The 15,104-nt window shown below is 71.0% G+C and carries 12 protein-coding genes; 10 read left to right on the top strand and 2 right to left on the bottom strand.

What is annotated here, in order from left to right; all coding sequences use genetic code 11:
• The first annotated feature begins 30 nt into the window (after positions 1–30).
• The gene (locus BXA11_RS00455) at positions 31–708 is read left to right on the top strand and encodes a DUF305 domain-containing protein (protein ID WP_239104776.1); all 678 of its coding nucleotides are present in this window, start codon (positions 31–33) and stop codon (positions 706–708) included.
• A 27-nt stretch (positions 709–735) separates the two neighbouring features.
• Here the strand turns inward: BXA11_RS00455 and BXA11_RS00450 are convergent, their stop codons facing one another.
• The gene (locus BXA11_RS00450; RefSeq protein ID WP_076431825.1) at positions 736–1,587 is read right to left on the bottom strand and encodes an alpha/beta fold hydrolase; all 852 of its coding nucleotides are present in this window, start codon (positions 1,585–1,587) and stop codon (positions 736–738) included.
• 210 nt (positions 1,588–1,797) lie between these two features.
• Here BXA11_RS00450 and BXA11_RS00445 point away from each other — a divergent pair, with 210 nt between their 5' ends.
• The 9 genes from BXA11_RS00445 (at position 1,798) to BXA11_RS00400 (ending at position 13,884) form a co-directional block, all read left to right on the top strand.
• Positions 1,798–3,177: a serine hydrolase domain-containing protein gene (locus tag BXA11_RS00445; protein WP_076431823.1), complete on the top strand. Its 1,380-nt coding sequence runs from the start codon at positions 1,798–1,800 to the stop codon at positions 3,175–3,177.
• A gap of 43 nt (positions 3,178–3,220) precedes the next feature.
• The gene (locus BXA11_RS00440; protein WP_076431821.1) at positions 3,221–4,819 is read left to right on the top strand and encodes an ABC transporter substrate-binding protein; all 1,599 of its coding nucleotides are present in this window, start codon (positions 3,221–3,223) and stop codon (positions 4,817–4,819) included.
• A gap of 2 nt (positions 4,820–4,821) precedes the next feature.
• Entirely contained in the window at positions 4,822–5,832 is a 1,011-nt protein-coding gene (locus tag BXA11_RS00435) for an ABC transporter permease (protein WP_083743851.1), read from the top strand.
• 1 nt (position 5,833) lies between these two features.
• On the top strand, positions 5,834–7,738 hold the full coding sequence (locus tag BXA11_RS00430) for a dipeptide/oligopeptide/nickel ABC transporter permease/ATP-binding protein (protein ID WP_076431819.1): 1,905 nt from the start codon (positions 5,834–5,836) through the stop codon (positions 7,736–7,738).
• 157 nt (positions 7,739–7,895) lie between these two features.
• Complete coding sequence (locus BXA11_RS00425; protein ID WP_076431816.1) at positions 7,896–8,684, top strand: ABC transporter ATP-binding protein; 789 nt, start codon at positions 7,896–7,898, stop codon at positions 8,682–8,684.
• Complete coding sequence (locus tag BXA11_RS00420) at positions 8,681–10,075, top strand: serine hydrolase domain-containing protein (RefSeq protein WP_076431813.1); 1,395 nt, start codon at positions 8,681–8,683, stop codon at positions 10,073–10,075. Before BXA11_RS00425 ends, BXA11_RS00420 begins: the two co-directional genes overlap by 4 nt.
• A gap of 196 nt (positions 10,076–10,271) precedes the next feature.
• Positions 10,272–11,078, top strand: coding sequence for a GNAT family N-acetyltransferase (locus tag BXA11_RS00410; RefSeq protein WP_143734026.1), 807 nt, complete (start codon positions 10,272–10,274; stop codon positions 11,076–11,078).
• Positions 11,075–12,199, top strand: coding sequence for an o-succinylbenzoate synthase (menC, locus tag BXA11_RS00405; RefSeq protein ID WP_076431807.1), 1,125 nt, complete (start codon positions 11,075–11,077; stop codon positions 12,197–12,199). The genes BXA11_RS00410 and menC overlap by 4 nt, the downstream gene beginning before the upstream one ends.
• Before the next feature lie 50 nt (positions 12,200–12,249).
• Complete coding sequence (locus tag BXA11_RS00400) at positions 12,250–13,884, top strand: PucR family transcriptional regulator (RefSeq protein WP_204053469.1); 1,635 nt, start codon at positions 12,250–12,252, stop codon at positions 13,882–13,884.
• Positions 13,885–14,008: 124 nt separating this feature from the next.
• Here the strand turns inward: BXA11_RS00400 and BXA11_RS00395 are convergent, their stop codons facing one another.
• Positions 14,009–15,100: a threonine aldolase family protein gene (locus BXA11_RS00395; protein ID WP_076431804.1), complete on the bottom strand. Its 1,092-nt coding sequence runs from the start codon at positions 15,098–15,100 to the stop codon at positions 14,009–14,011.
• Positions 15,101–15,104: the final 4 nt, after the last annotated feature.

Here is a 15,104-nt window from a genome sequence, read left to right as displayed (position 1 = left end):
GCGACGTCCCTGGAGAGTAGCGTGTGGGCGGTGAGCACTGACATCGACGCCCCAGAGGACAACGCCGTGGAGACCGCTCCCCCGGCCCGGCGCCGCCTTCCCATCCTCGGGCTGGTCGTCGTCCTCCTCGCGGCGGCGGCGCTCGTGCTGTTCTTCACCAGGCAGGGGACGCCCGGGGACACCTCCCCCGACGCCGGGTTCGCCAGAGACATGGGGGTCCACCACGCGCAGGCGGTGGAGATGTCCTTCATCCTCAGGGACAAGACCTCCGACGAGGCGCTGCGCAGCCTGGCGTACGACATCATCACGACGCAGAGCACCCAGCGTGGAATTTTCATGGGCTGGCTGCAGCAGTGGGGCCTCGACCAGAGCTCCGACCGCCCGGCCATGGCCTGGATGTCCGGGCACGGGCACGGCGGGGCGGCCACGACCGCCCCGACGCCGGGAACGATGCCCGGCATGGCCACGGAGGAGGAGATGAACCGGCTCCGCCAGGCCACCGGCAGGGACGCCGAGATCCTCTTCCTCCAGCTCATGATCCGCCACCACCAGGGCGGCGTGGAGATGGCCGAGGGCCTGCTCAAGCTGTCGGACCGCGACGAGGTGCGCGCCCTGGCCCAGCACATCGTGGACGGCCAGAACGCCGAGATCCGCACGATGAAGGACCTGCTGGCCAAGCGGGGAGCCCAGCCGCTCCCCGCGCCGTGACCCTCTCCGGCCGCGGCCGGCGGTCCTTCAGTCCGCCCGCACGGCGTGGACCGCGGTGAAGGCCAGCAGCGAGCGGGCGGTCCTTTCCGGGTCCTCGAGTATGGGCGAGTGTCCGAGACCCGGCAGCAACTCGACTTCCGCGCCCGGGACGACGCGGTAGTCGGCGGCGGACGAGGATCGCCATCTCCGGTCGTCCTCGCCGAAGATCACCAGTAGCGGTCGGCCGAGGACCGCCAGCCGATCCGGCAGGGCACGCTGCTCCAGGTAGTCGCGGATGCCCTGCATCGTCGCGGTGAGCGTGTGGTAGGTCATCATGCGGACCTCGTCCAGCAGTTCCTGCGGGATCCGGTAGCCCGCGCGGCTGAACGCGGTGCCGGCGAAGCGGCGGAGCTGCTCGTCGGTCGGCGGCCATTGCGACGGTGTGATCACGGCGGACTCCGACGGGATGAAGGCGTGCATGCCGGGTCCGGTGTTGACGAGCGCGAGCGCGGTCACCAGGTCGGGCCGTCGCTCGGCGAGAGCGGTGGCGACCGCGCCGCCGCTGGAATGACCGGCCACGATCGCGCGCCCGACGCCGAGCCGGTCCAGTGCCTCACCGGCCCGGCGTGCCTGGTCCGGGACCGCGTAACTCGGGCCGGCCGGTTTGGCCGACCGGCCGTGCCCGAGCAGGTCGATCCTGATGACGCGATGCGATCCGGTCAGCAGCGGAACCAGCCGGTCCCACGAGCGGGTCGAGGAGGCGGACCCGTGGATGAGCAGGAGTGCCGGCGCGTCACGGGGACCGTCCTGGCACACATGGATGTCGCCGTCGTCCAGGGACAGTGTCGAGCTCTCGGTGGTCTCGTCGCCCACATGCGGATTGCCGTCGGAAACAGTCATGCGCCCACTGTCGCCGCCGGTGCGCGCCGGCGTCTTGAACGAATGTTCCCCTCGGTTGTCTCCCTCGGTTGCTTCCCTGCCGACTTCCGGCGGGTGGTCGTGCGAAGGTGGCGACTACGACATCGGCTTGTCCGATCGGACAATCGCAGGCGATTTTGGTTGTCCGATCGGCCGAGTACGGCGGCATGCTCGGCCTCTAGCCTCAGCGGCATGATGTCGCCGGAGAGCGTGCAGCGTTGGCTTGACGAGAACTTCGCCCGGCTCGTGGCCGAGCACGAGGTGCCGGGCGCCTCGATCGCGGTGCTCACCCAGGGGCAGGTGCTCACCTCGGCCGCAGGTGTCCTCAGCATGGCCACCGGAGTCGAGGCGACCACCGACTCGGTCTTCCAGATCGGGTCGATCACCAAGCTGTGGACCAGCGCCCTGGTCATGCAGCTGGTCGACGACGGCCTGGTCGACCTCGACGCTCCGCTGCGCACCTACCTGCCGGAGTTCACCGTCGGCGACGAGGCCGCGTCCGCCACGATCACCACCCGCCAGCTGCTGTGCCACGTCGCGGGCTTCGAGGGCGACGTCTTCACCGACACCGGCCGCGGCGAGGACGCCATCGAGAAGTACCTCGCCTCGATTCACGACATCCCGCAGCTCTACCCGCCGGGCGAGGTCTTCTCCTACAACAACACCGGCTTCGTGGTGCTCGGCCGCCTGGTCGAGGTGTTGCGCGGCAGACCCTTCGACCAGGTGCTGATCGAGCGCCTGGCCACCCCGCTCGGGCTCACCCACGTCTGTCCGAGCCCGTACGAGGCGATCCTCCACCGGACCGCCGTCGGCCACGTGCCCGGCCCCGACGGCACGATCGCGGCCGCACCGACCTGGGCGCTCGCGAGGTCCAACGCCCCCGCCGGCGCGATGCTCGCCATGACCCCGCGCGACCTGCTCGGCTTCATCGCCATGCACATGGCGGGCGGTACGGCGCCCGACGGCTCCGTCATACTCACGCCCGGCACCGTCACCTCCATGCAGCAGCCGCAGGTGAAAGTGCCCCGGCTCACCGGCATGGGCGGCTCGTGGGGCCTGGGCTGGGAAATGGAGGAGCACGACGGCCACGCCGTCATCGGCCACGACGGCGGGACCATCGGCCAGGCGGCCTTCCTCCGGTTCGTGCCGGAGCACGGCGTCGCGATCGCGCTGCTGACCAACGGCGGCGGCTTCTTCGGTGTCTTCACCGACGTGCTGGCGCACCTGCTCAAGGAGCTCACCGGCATCACCCTGCCGGGTCATCCGGTGCCGCCGGCCGAGCCGGAGACGATCGACCCGACGCCGTACCTGGGCCGCTACTCGGACACGATCTACGACTTCACCGTCAGCCAGGACGCCGACGGAGCGATCTGGCTCGACCGGGTGCCCAAGGACATCATCGCCGAGATCGGCGAGAAGCCCATGCGCACTCGACTGGTGCACTTCGAGGGCGACTCTCTGATCTCCCTTGAGTCGGCCCAGGGCATCCACCCCATCTTCGCCTTCATCGGACGCGACGACGCCGGCCTCGCAAAGTACATCCACTACGGCCGTGTGGTCGCCCGCGCCTGAGAGCTCGGATCGGCTCCGGCCCACCCCCCGGAAAAGGAACCACATGACTCCCATCCGTACGAGGGCTCTCACGGCGCTCGCCCTGGCGCTGACCGGCTCGGCCGGTCTCACCGCCTGCGGTGGCGACGGGTCCGACTCCGCCGCGCCAAGTGCCGCCGGCTACGCCGACGGCAAGACCTTCACCATCGACGTCTCCTCGGACCCGGGCGCCCTCGACCCACAGGGCTCGGTGGTGAGCACCCTGTACGGCATGACCCAGTTCGCCTACGACAACCTCGTGGCCACCGGCAAGGACGGCACGATCCTTCCGCAGCTGGCCAAGTCGTGGACCGTCGAGGGCACCACGGTCACCTTCACGATCAAGGACGGCGTCACCTGCTCGGACGGCACACCGTTCACGGCGCAGACGGTGGTCGACAACATCACGTACGTGGAGAACCCGGACAACAAGAGCCCGTTCCTGGGCGTCTTCATCCCCGCCGGCGCGACCGCCACGGCCTCGGGCTCGACCGTCACCGTCAAGCTGGCCGCGCCGGCTCCGTTCGTGCTGAACTCGTTCGCGAGCCTGCCGATGGTGTGCGACGGCGGCATGAAGAACCGTGCAAGCCTCAAGGCCGGGGTGAGCGGCACCGGCCCGTACGTCCTCACCGAGGCGGTTCCGTCCGACCACTACACCTACGAGGTCCGCAAGGGCTACACGTGGGGACCCGGCGGCGCCACCACGGCCGAGACCGGGATGCCGGCCAGGGTGATCTTCAAGGTCGTCGCGAACGAGACCACCTCCGCCAACGAGCTGCTCGCCGGCACCATCAACGCCGTCCAGATCGTCGGCCCCGACGCCGACCGCCTCGCCAAGGCGGGCCTGAAGTCCGCCGACACGCAGGCGGTCATCGGTGAGCAGTGGTACAACCACGCGGACGGTCACGCCACCGCCGACCCCGCGGTGCGGATGGCGCTGACCCAGGGGGTCGATCTCAAGCAGCTCCAGGTCGCCCTGACCTCCGGCAAGGGCCTGCCCGCGACCCAGCTGGCCGCCCTTCCGCCGGCCGCCTGCACCGGTGACGCGGTGACCGGCAACGTGCCCTCCTTCGACGCCGCCGCCGCCGGGGCCGCCCTCGACGCCGCCGGTTGGGCGAAGGGCCCGGACGGCATCCGCGTCAAGGACGGGAAGAAGCTCTCGCTCACCCTCATCTACCCCAACTCGCTCGGGACCGGCGGGGGCGCCGCCGCCGAGCTCGCGGTGGCGGCCTGGAAGGCGGTCGGCATCGAGGTCAAGGCCACGCAGCAGACCCAGACCGAGGCCTCCGGCGTGGTCTTCGGCACCGGCGCCTGGGACATCGTCTGGCTGCCGCTCGCCGTCAGCACCCCTGACCAGGTCATGCCGTTCGTCTCCGGCCCCGCGGCCCCGAAGGGCACGAACTTCTCCGCCATCGACAACCCCGACTACCTCGCCGCCGCCACCAAGGCGATGAAGGCCAACGGCGCCGAGGGGTGCAAGGACTGGTTCGCCGCGGAGCAGGCGCTCTACAAGGCCGCTGACATGGTGCCGTTCGCCAACAGCCCGATCCCGACCTTCCTCAAGGGAGCGACGCTCGACGTCATCGGCAGCATCGTCCCGACGAGCATCCGGATGCTCGGCTGACGATGAGCGAATCGACGTCGGCGACAGTCCCGCGCGGCCTCCCCGGCTGGCTGGGCGGCCTGTGGGCGCACAGGTGGTTCCGCTTCGCCGTCCGGCGGGCGGGACGCCTGTCGCTGTCGCTCTGGATCCTGGTGACCGCCTCGTTCCTGATGATTCATCTGATCCCGGGTGATCCGGTGCGGGCCGCGCTCGGGCCGACCGCGCCCGCGGACCTGGTGCTGGCACGTACGCGGGAGCTCGGTCTGCTCGACCCGCTCTGGCGGCAGTACGCCGACTACCTGGTGCACCTGTTCCACGGGGAGCTGGGCACCTCGATCACCAGCCGCCTTCCCGTGAGCGAGACGATCGCGCAGCGGCTGCCCGCGACGGCCCAGCTGGCCGTGGCCGCCTTCGTCCTCTCGATGCTCATCGCGGTGCCCCTGGGCGTCGTGATGGCGGTGCTCACCCGCCGGGGCAGGAGACGGCGCACGGAGCTCGCGTTCACGGGGACCAACATCGTGCTCGGCGCGATCCCCGACTTCCTGTTCGGCGTGGGGCTCGTCTACCTGCTCGCGGTGCAGACCCACCTCTTCCCTGTGGCGGGTCGCGACGGCCTCGATTCCTATGTGCTTCCGGTGCTCGCGCTGGCGATCGGTCCCGCCGCGGTCCTGTCGCGCATCGTCCGCGTGGAGATGCTCGCGGTGATGGAGGCCGACTACATCCGCACGGCGCGGGCCAAGCGGCTGACCCCGGTGCGGATCCATCTCCTGCACGCCCTGCCCAACGCGGTCACGGCGACGCTGACGCTCGGCGGTCTGCTGCTGAGCTCGCTCGTGGCCGGAACGGTCCTGGTGGAGAACGTGTTCGCCTGGCCCGGTCTCGGCTCCACGATCGTCTCCTCGATCACTACGAAGGACTATCCGCTGGTGCAGGGCACCGTGCTCGTCTACGGAGTCGGAGTCCTCTTGATCAACACCCTCGTCGACGTGGTGCTCGCGCTGCTCGACCCCCGTTCGGCGATCGGAGACAGCTGAGATGCGCGCGGCACGCGTCCTGCTCAGGCCCGTCGGCCTGGTCGGATTCGGCCTCCTCGTCCTCGTCCTGCTGGTCGCCGTGTTCGGACCGGTCCTGTGGGACGGACGAGCCACGGTCGTCGACACGGGAAACCTGCTCGCCGGGCCCTCGGCCGGCCACTGGATCGGCACCGACAACCTCGGCCGGGACCTCTTCTTCCGGGTGCTGGTGGCCACCAGGCTCTCGATCGCGCTGGCACTCGCGGCGACGGCGATCAGCATGGTGCTGGGCATCGTTCTGGGCGCCGCGCCCCTGCTGGTCGGGCGGCGCGCGGGCCGGCTCGTCATGGGAGCCGTCAACGTGCTGGTGGCCTTCCCCGGCCTGTTGCTCGTCCTGTTCTTCGCCGTCATCTTCGGCGTGGGCGCGCGAGGGGCGGCGCTCGCGGTGGGCCTGGCCGGAGCGCCCGCGTTCGCCCGGCTGTGTCACACGCTCATCGCCGGCATCTCGGAGCGGGACTACATCGCCGCGGCCCGCATCGCGGGCGTGAGCAGATTGCGCATCCTGCTGCGCCACGCGCTGCCGAACATCGCCCAGCCGCTCATCGTCAACGCGACGATGGCCGCCGGCGGGGCGCTGCTCACGTTCGCCGGGCTCTCGTTCCTGGGGCTGGGCGTGCAAGCTCCGTCCTACGACTGGGGCAAGCTCATGCAGGACGGGCTCAACGGCATCTACGTCCACCCCCTCGCCGCGCTCGGGCCGGGCATCGCCGTCATCCTCGCGGGCCTCGCGTTCAACCTCACGGGCGAGGCCTTCGCGGCCGCCTTCGGCATCGACGTGATCCCCGGCGTGGTGCGGCCGCGCCAGGTCCGGAACACCCCCGGCAAGATCCGCGGTTCAGGGGCCACGACGGCGTCCGCCGACGCCGGCACGGTCCTGTCGGTGGAAGACCTGCGGGTGACGATTCCCGCCGCCCGGAACCCGATCCGGGCGGTGCGGGGCGTCACCTTCGCCATCCGGGACGGCGAAGCCGTCGGTGTCGTCGGCGAGTCCGGCTCGGGCAAGTCCATGACGGCGCTGGCCCTGGCCCAGCTCATCGAGGAGCCGACGCGTGTCGAGGCGAATCACCTGGTCTTCGGAGGAGAAGACCTCATGGCCGCCGGCGATCCCGAGTCCCGGCGCAAGCGCCTCGGCACGTCGCTGGCCGTCGTCTTCCAGGACCCCATGACGTCCTTCAACCCGGTTCACCGGGTCGGTCCGCAACTGGCCGAGGTGAGCCGCTTTCACCAGGGCCTGAGCCGTAGGGCGGCCTTCGCCCGTGCGGTCGATCGCCTGCGTGCGGTCAAGGTCCGCGAGCCCGAGCGGCGCGCGAGGCAGTACCCCTTCGAGTTCTCCGGGGGAATGCGCCAGCGGGCGATGATCGGCATGGGCCTCATGGGGACCCCGCGGCTCATCATCGCCGATGAGCCGACCACCGCTCTCGATGTCACCGTGCAGCGACAGGTCCTCGAACTCCTCACCGAGGTGCGCCGCGACACCGGCGCCGCCCTCCTGCTCATCAGCCACGACGTCTCGGTCGTGACGGACGTGTGCGACCGGGTGCTGGTGATGTACGCCGGCCGCATCGTCGAGGAACTTCCGGCGCAGGACCTTCGGACGCTCGCCCGGCACCCGTACACGCGGGCGCTCGTCGCGGCCGTGCCGGACATGGAGACCGACCTGACCAAGCCGCTCGCCGTCATTCCCGGGTTGCCGATCGATCCCTCCCGGGTTCCGCCCGGCTGCGCCTTCGCGGCCCGCTGCCCGCTCGCCGACGACCACTGCCGCGCGGCCGAGCCCCGGCTCCAGGCCGACGCGGCGGGCAACCGCGTCGCGTGCCACAAGGCCGGGCAGGCGCTTCCCACCGACACCGCGGAGGTGACCGCATGAGCGAGCGGAGCGAGCGAATCAGTAGACACAGTGCGATTCGCGAATGCGACCCCGAGCCGTCCAGACGAGGGGGTGGCATGAGCGAGCGGAGCGAGCGAATCAGTAGACACAGTGCGATTCGCGAATGCGACCCCGAGCCGTCAGGCGAGGGGGTGGCATGAGCGTCCTCAGCTTCCGTGACGTCTCCGTCTGCTACGGCTCGCACACCGTGCTGAAGGGCGTCAGCCTCGACATCGCCCAGGGCGAGATCGTCGGCCTCGTCGGCGAGTCGGGGTCGGGGAAGTCGACCCTGGCCCGGGCCGCCGTCGGCCTGGCGCCCCTGACGGGCGGCCGGATCCTGCTCGACGATCGGCCGGTGCCGACCCGCGGGCGCGAGCGCCCCGTGCAGATGGTCTTCCAGGATCCGTACTCCTCGCTCGACCCGCGCATGACCGTGGGCGAGAGCATCGCCGAGGCCATGCGGGAGCGCCTCGGCAAACAGGCTCGGCGCGCGGAGATCGCGCGTCTCCTCGCGCTGGTCCATCTGGACGCGGCACGCGCCGACGACCGCCCGGGCCGGCTCTCCGGCGGCCAGCGCCAGCGGGTCGCGCTGGCCCGCGCCCTGGCCGCCCGGCCCGAGGTGATCCTCGCCGACGAGATCACCTCGGCGCTCGACGTCTCCGTGCAGGGCGCCGTGCTCAACCTCGTCCGTGAGATGCGGCGGGAACTGGATCTGTCCCTGCTGTTCATCTCCCACAACCTGGCGGTCGTCCGGTACGTCGCCGACCGCGTGGCGGTGATGTACGACGGAGAGATCGTCGAGCACGGCCCCACCACGCAGGTGCTCGGCTCGCCCCAGCACGAGTACACCCGCCATCTCCTCACCGCCGTTCCCGGCGCCGCGCACCGGGCGTCCGCGGGAAACAGGCACGACGTCCTCTCCCCCACCCCGAAGGAGCACACGTGACCACCACCATCGACCAGCCGCACTGGCAGAGCCGGCTCGACGAGCTCGCCGCCAAGCATGGCGTTCCGGGCGCCCAGCTGGGCATTCTCCGGCTCGGCGCCGACGGCGGCGACGACGAACTCGTCACCGCCGCCACAGGCGTGCTGCACGCCGGCACCGGCCAGCCGGCCACCACGGACTCGGTGTGGCAGATCGGCTCGATCTCCAAGGTGTGGACAGCGACCGTCGTCATGCAGCTCGTGGACGAGGGCAGGTTCGCCCTCGACACCCCGGTCATGGAGATCCTTCCGGAGTTCCGGCTGCGGGAGCCGGAGACCACCGCGGCCGTGACCGTCTGGCACCTGCTCACCCACACCAGCGGCATCGACGGCGATCTGTTCACCGACACCGGCCGGGGTGACGACGCGCTGGAGAAGTACGTCGCGCTGCTGGCCGACTCCGCGCAGAACCATCCGGTCGGCGCCACCTGGTCGTACTGCAACGCGGGATATTCGGTGCTCGGCCGGATCATCGAGGTCGTCACCGGCCAGACCTGGGACCAGGCGATCAGGGAGAGGCTCTTCTCCCCGCTCGGCCTCACCCACACCACGACCCTTCCCGAGGAGGCCATGGTCTTCGCCCACGCGATGGGCCACATCAAGGGTGGTGAGGAGCCGGTGGTCGCGCCGGTGTGGGGGGGACTGCCCCGCGCGGTCGGTCCGGCCGGCCTGATCACGGCGACCGTCACCGACGTGCTCGCCTTCGCCCGGATGCACATGACCGGCGGGCTCGCCGCCGACGGCACCCGCGTGCTGTCGGAGGAGAGCGTCGCGGCGATGTCGGCCTACCAGACCGACTGCCCCGAGAAGCACCTGCTCGGCGACTCGTGGGGCCTGGGCTGGTTCCGGTGCGACTGGCGAGGCCACCGGGCCCACGGGCACGACGGCAACACGGTCGGCCAGGCGGCGTTCCTGCGCATCCTGCCGGAAGCCGGCGTCGCGGTCGCGCTCACCACCAACGGCGGCCACACGCGCGACCTCTACGTCAACCTCTACGACGAGATCTTCAACGAGCTCACCGGTGTGAAGCTGCCCGAGCCGTTCGAGCCGCCCGCCGAGCCGGTGACGGCCGACGTGGCGCCGTACGCCGGCACGTACGAGCGCGAGTCGGTGCGCATGGAGGTGCTCGAGGACGAAGGCAAGCCGGTCCTGCGCGTCACGGTGATGGGCCCCCTGGCCGAGATCGAGGACATTCCCGTCGAGACCTACGAGATGATCCCGGTCGAGCGGGACGTGTACGCCGTCCGTCCCGAGGGCATGGAGTCGTGGGCGCCGGTGCGGTTCTACTCGCTGCCCACCGGCGAGGAGTACGTCCACTACGGCGCTCGCGCGACCCCGAAGAAGCTCGGCTGACCGTGCCCGGGACTTCGCATGGCTCCCTCAGCCCAGACGCGATCCTGACCGATCTCCGGGAGCTCGTCGAGTGCGAGCCGCCCTCCTCGGATCGGTGCGGCGCCCACGCCGGCCACGAACATGTCGTCGCCGGCAGGCTGCTCGTTCGCACGATGCCGGTTCGCGAGCCTGCCGCCGAACCGCTGGAGGGCGAGGCGTGAGCATCGAGGCTTCCTCCCTCGACGTGGCGGCGGACCAGGCGGCGAGATGGGCGGCGAAGGCAGGAGTGGTGATCCGGGAAGTCCGGGACCTCGACGAGGCCCACGCCGTGATCGACCTGCTCGTCGGGATCTGGGGCCGGCCGGAGAACCCGTTGATCACCGTCGAGTTCCTCCGTGCGCTGACGATGGCGGGCAACTACGTCGTCGGCGCCTATGACGGAGACCGGCTCATCGGCGTCTGCATCGGCTTCCACGCGGAGCCGGCGGCACGCACCCTGCACAGCCATATCGCGGGGGTGGCGCCGGGGCTGGCCGGCCGCGGCGTCGGGACGGCGCTCAAGCTGCACCAGCGCGCGTGGGCACTCGCGCGCGGCATCGGCACGATCGAGTGGACCTTCGATCCGCTGGTCGGCCGCAACGCCTACTTCAACATCGTCAAACTGGGGGCGCTCCCGGTTGAGTACCTGCCCAACTTCTACGGCGCGATGCACGACGCGATCAACGGCGGCGACGACACCGACCGGCTTCTGGTCCATTGGGAACTGCTCTCGCCGCGTGTCCTCGCCGCCTGCTCGGGAGCACCGTACAAACGCCCGGCCGGCGGCCCGTCGAGCAGGAGGGTGGCGGCTCCGGCCGATATCGAGGCCCTCCGTGCCGGCGACGCGGCCGCCGCCGGGGCCTGGCGCCGCCGGCTCCGCGGCGAGCTGGAGCCGCTGATGGCCTCCGGCGGTCGCGTCGTCGACTTCGACTTCACCCTCGGCTACCTCGTCGAGCTCCCCCGACCCCATGGAGAAACGTCATGAAGCTGCGCGGAATCGAACTTCGGCGTGTCTCGATGCCGCTCGTATCACCGTTCCGCACCTCGTTCGGCACGCAGACCAAGCGCGACATCCTCCTGCTCAAGGCCGTGACGGACGACGCCGAGGGCTGGGGGGAATGTGTGGCGCTCGCCGACCCGCTCTACTCGAGCGAGTACGTCGACTCGCAGGTGGACGTGCTGCGACGCTTCCTCCTGCCGAAGCTGGCGTCTCCCGAGGGGCAGGCCGCGATCGCGCGCTCGGGTGCGGCCGCCGTGGCCGGCCTGCTGCATCCGTTCAAGGGACAGCGCATGGCCAAGGCCGCCGTGGAGATGGCGATCCTCGACGCGGAACTCCGGGGGCTCGGCCGCTCGTTCGGTCGTGAGCTCGGCGCCGTCGCCGACCGGGTCCCCAGCGGTGTGTCGGTCGGCATCTACGACTCGGTCCCGCAGTTGCTGACGGTCGTCCAGGGGTTTCTGGACGCGGGGTACGTACGCATCAAGTTGAAGATCGAACCGGGGTGGGACCTGGTCCCGGTGGCCGCCGTGCGCGAGCGCTTCGGCGCGGACGTGCCGCTTCAGGTCGACGCCAACACGGCCTACACGCTTCGCGACGCGCGCCACCTCGCGAAGCTCGACGAGTTCGACCTGCTCCTGATCGAGCAGCCGCTGGAAGAAGAGGACGTTCTCGGGCACGCCGCGCTGGCCCGGCAGATGGCGACGCCGATCTGTCTCGACGAGTCCATCGTCTCCGCGCAGACCGCCGCCGCGGCGATCGCACTCGACGCCTGCCAGATCGTCAACATCAAGCCCGGTCGCGTCGGCGGGTACCTGGAGGCCCGGAGGATCCACGACCTGGCCGCGGCTCACGGACTCGCGGTCTGGTGCGGGGGCATGCTGGAGACGGGCATCGGCCGGGCGGCCAACGTCGCCCTGGCCGCCCTGCCCGGATTCACCCTGCCGGGGGACATCTCGGCCTCTGACCGCTTCTACCAGACGGACATCACCGAGCCGATCGTGATGGCGGACGGTCACATCGCGGTGCCCGCCGGCCCCGGGCTGGGTGTCACCCCCATCCCGGAGGTGCTGGACGCGGTGACGACGTCGGCCGAATGGATCCCCTTCTGATCATCGGCCGATCGGATCACACGCGGGCCCGGCCGCCTATACTTCCCGGCGTGAGCCGGCGTCCGCGTGCCAGCCTCGGTCGTGTGCTGGACGACCTCGGTACCACGCTGCTCGAACTGGTCATCGGCGACGTCGACCACCCGGGAGAGATCAGCGGACTCGTCATCTTCGACCCGCTCGACGAACCCGTGCTCCCGCCGCGCTCGCTCGTGCTAGGCGTCGGAGTCGACCCGGCCGGTGGCACGCTGGGCGGGCTGCTCCGCTCGCTCGGTGGCCATGACACGGTGGGCCTCGTCGTCCGGGCCCCGGTCGCCGTGACCCCCGAGGTGCGGGAGGCGGTCCTCGCGAGCGGCGTGGCCCTGATCGGACTGCGCCGGGGCGCCACGTGGGCGCAGCTCACCGCGCTCATCCGCTCGGTGCTCGCCGAAGGAGACATCGGAGTCATCGGGCACGAGTCGCTCGGGGGTCTCCCGTCCGGCGACCTCTTCGCCGTGGCGAACGCCGTGGCCGCGCTCCTCGACGCCCCCATCACCATCGAGGACCGCAACTCCCGTGTGCTCGCCTTCTCCGGGCGCCAGGACGAGGCGGACCCCTCCCGGGTGGAGACGGTCATCGGCCGGCAGGTGCCCGAGCGGTACGCCACGCGGCTGACGGAACTGGGCGTCTTCCGGGACCTCTACCGCTTCCAGTGGCCGGTCGTCGTCAAGCCACAGGATCTGGGCTACGACGGGATCACGGTGCAACGCGTCGCCATCGCGGTACGCGCCGGCGACGAGGTGCTCGGCTCGATCTGGGCCGCCATGGACGGCGACGTCGACGACGAGCGTACGGAGGCTCTGCTCGACGCGTCGAAGCTGGTCGCGCTGCATCTGCTGCGGATCCGCGCCGGTGCCGACGTCCAGCGGAGGCTGCGCACCGACCTCGTCGGAACCGTCCTGGAGGGGGGTGCCGGGGCGCGGGACGCGCTCGCGCGGCTCGGCCTTTCCGGCCGCCGTCTCGTCATCGTGAGCGCGGGCCTGCCGCCCGACGACGATCACTCCGGGGCGGACCAGAGCAGGGCCGCCCTGCTCGAACGGCTCGCGGACGCGCTGTCGGTGCATCTGTCGGTGACGGTGCCGTCGTCCGCGGTGGCGGCCGTCGGCGGCACGGTGTACGGCCTGCTGCCCGTGGTCGTCTCGACGGGCAGCCCGGAACAGCGGGCCGCCCGGCTCGCCGCCGACTTCGTGGAGCGGGTCGGTGGGAGCCTCCGCGCGTTCGTGGCGGTCGCCTCCGCGGGATCGGACATCAGCGGGATCGTCCAGGGAAGGGCCCAGGCCGACCGGGTGCTCAGGGTGATGCGAGAGGGCCACACCAACCTGCGGGTGGCCCGGCTCGACGACGTTCAGACGCTCGCCCTGGTCCTGGAGCTGCGCGACCTCGCCGCGGCGCGCGACGAGCGACCGGGCGGCGCGATCGCCCGTCTGATGGAGTACGACGAGCGGCACAACGCCGGGCTCGTCGAATCGCTGGACGCCTGGCTGGACGCCCTCGGTGATGTGGGCAAGGCGGCCAACGCGCTGTTCATCCACGCCAACACACTGCGCTACCGGCTCAGGCGCGTCGCCGAGGTGGGCGAGATCGACCTCGACGATCCGGAGCAGCGGTTCGCGGCGATGCTGCAACTGCGCATCCTTGCGCCGCGCTGACGATCGATCCCTGCGTCACCACGCGCTCGCGGCGGCCGTCCAACAGCAGGCCCGCGGGTAGGCCGGCCCTTCGGCCCGCTGATCGCGGCGGGCCGAAGGATCAAGAGGCCGACCTGACCGAGCACTACGAGGCGCGCAGTTCCTCGGCCAGCGCCGCGGCGAACGCGTCCACGTCGGCCTCGGTGGTGTCGAAGGCGCACATCCACCGCACCTCGACCACGCCCCCGCCCATCTGCTCCTTCCAGTTGTAGAACCGGAACCGCTTGCGCAGCCGGTCGGCCACGTCGACCGGCAGGACCGCGAAGACCGCGTTGGCCTCGACCGGGCGCGGCACGCTCACCCCGGGCAGGTCCCGTACGGCGTCCGCGAGCCGCCGGGCCATCGCGTTGGCCTGGCGGGCGTTGCGCAGCCACAGGTCGCCCCCGAGCAGGGCCTCGAACTGCACCGACACGAAGCGCATCTTCGAGGCGAGCTGCATGCTCGTCTTGCGCAGGTAGGGCAGGCCCCGCGACGCCTCCGGGTTCAGCACGACGACGGCCTCGCCCAGCAGCAGGCCGATCTTGGTGCCGCCGAACGACACCACGTCGACCCCCGCGTCCGTGGTCAGCGCGCGCAGCGGCACGTCCAGGGCGGCGGCGGCGTTGGTGATCCGCGACCCGTCGAGGTGGACGACCATCCCCAGCTCGTGGGCGTGGTCGCAGACCGCCTTGATCTCGGCCGGGGTGTAGACCGTGCCCAGCTCGGTCGTGTTGGAGATCGACACGGCCCGGGGCTGCGCATGGTGCACGTCGCCGAACCCCCACGCCTGCCGGTCGATCAGATCCGGCGTGAGCTTGCCGTCGGGGGTCGGCACGGTCAGCAGCTTCAGCCTGCCGGTGACCTCGGGGGCGCCGCCCTCGTCGGTGTTGATGTGCGCGGTCTCCGGGCAGACCACGGCCTCCCAGTGGGCACACATGGAGCGCAGCGACACGACGTTGGCCGCCGTGCCGTTGAACACGGGGAACACCTCGGCCTGCTCGCCGAAGTGCCTGCGGAAGACGCCCCAGACCGCCTCGGTGTAGACGTCGTCGCCGTAGGAGACCTGGTGTCCCCCGTTGGCGAGGGCGATCGCCTCCAGGACCTCGGGGTGCACCCCCGCGTAGTTGTCACTGGCGAACGTCCTGCTCGCCGGGTCGTGCCGGCGTACGGCATCGGTTGTCACGAGATGTCTCCCCATCGCG

The sequence above is a fragment of the Microbispora rosea genome, assembly GCF_900156315.1.
Taxonomy (GTDB): Bacteria; Actinomycetota; Actinomycetes; order Streptosporangiales; family Streptosporangiaceae; genus Microbispora; species Microbispora rosea.
Note: the sequence above shows the minus strand (reverse complement) of the source record. Positions and strands in the feature narration are given on the sequence as shown.

Excerpts from the sequence above, each read along its gene's own strand:
- BXA11_RS00450 (WP_076431825.1), bottom strand. The coding sequence starts at position 1,587 with ATGACTGTTTCCGACGGCAATCCGCATGTGGGCGACGAGACCACCGAG.
- BXA11_RS00445 (WP_076431823.1), top strand. The coding sequence starts at position 1,798 with ATGATGTCGCCGGAGAGCGTGCAGCGTTGGCTTGACGAGAACTTCGCC.
- BXA11_RS00440 (WP_076431821.1), top strand. The coding sequence starts at position 3,221 with ATGACTCCCATCCGTACGAGGGCTCTCACGGCGCTCGCCCTGGCGCTG.
- BXA11_RS00435 (WP_083743851.1), top strand. The coding sequence starts at position 4,822 with ATGAGCGAATCGACGTCGGCGACAGTCCCGCGCGGCCTCCCCGGCTGG.
- BXA11_RS00430 (WP_076431819.1), top strand. The coding sequence starts at position 5,834 with ATGCGCGCGGCACGCGTCCTGCTCAGGCCCGTCGGCCTGGTCGGATTC.
- BXA11_RS00425 (WP_076431816.1), top strand. The coding sequence starts at position 7,896 with ATGAGCGTCCTCAGCTTCCGTGACGTCTCCGTCTGCTACGGCTCGCAC.
- menC (WP_076431807.1), top strand. The coding sequence starts at position 11,075 with ATGAAGCTGCGCGGAATCGAACTTCGGCGTGTCTCGATGCCGCTCGTA.
- BXA11_RS00395 (WP_076431804.1), bottom strand. The coding sequence starts at position 15,100 with ATGGGGAGACATCTCGTGACAACCGATGCCGTACGCCGGCACGACCCG.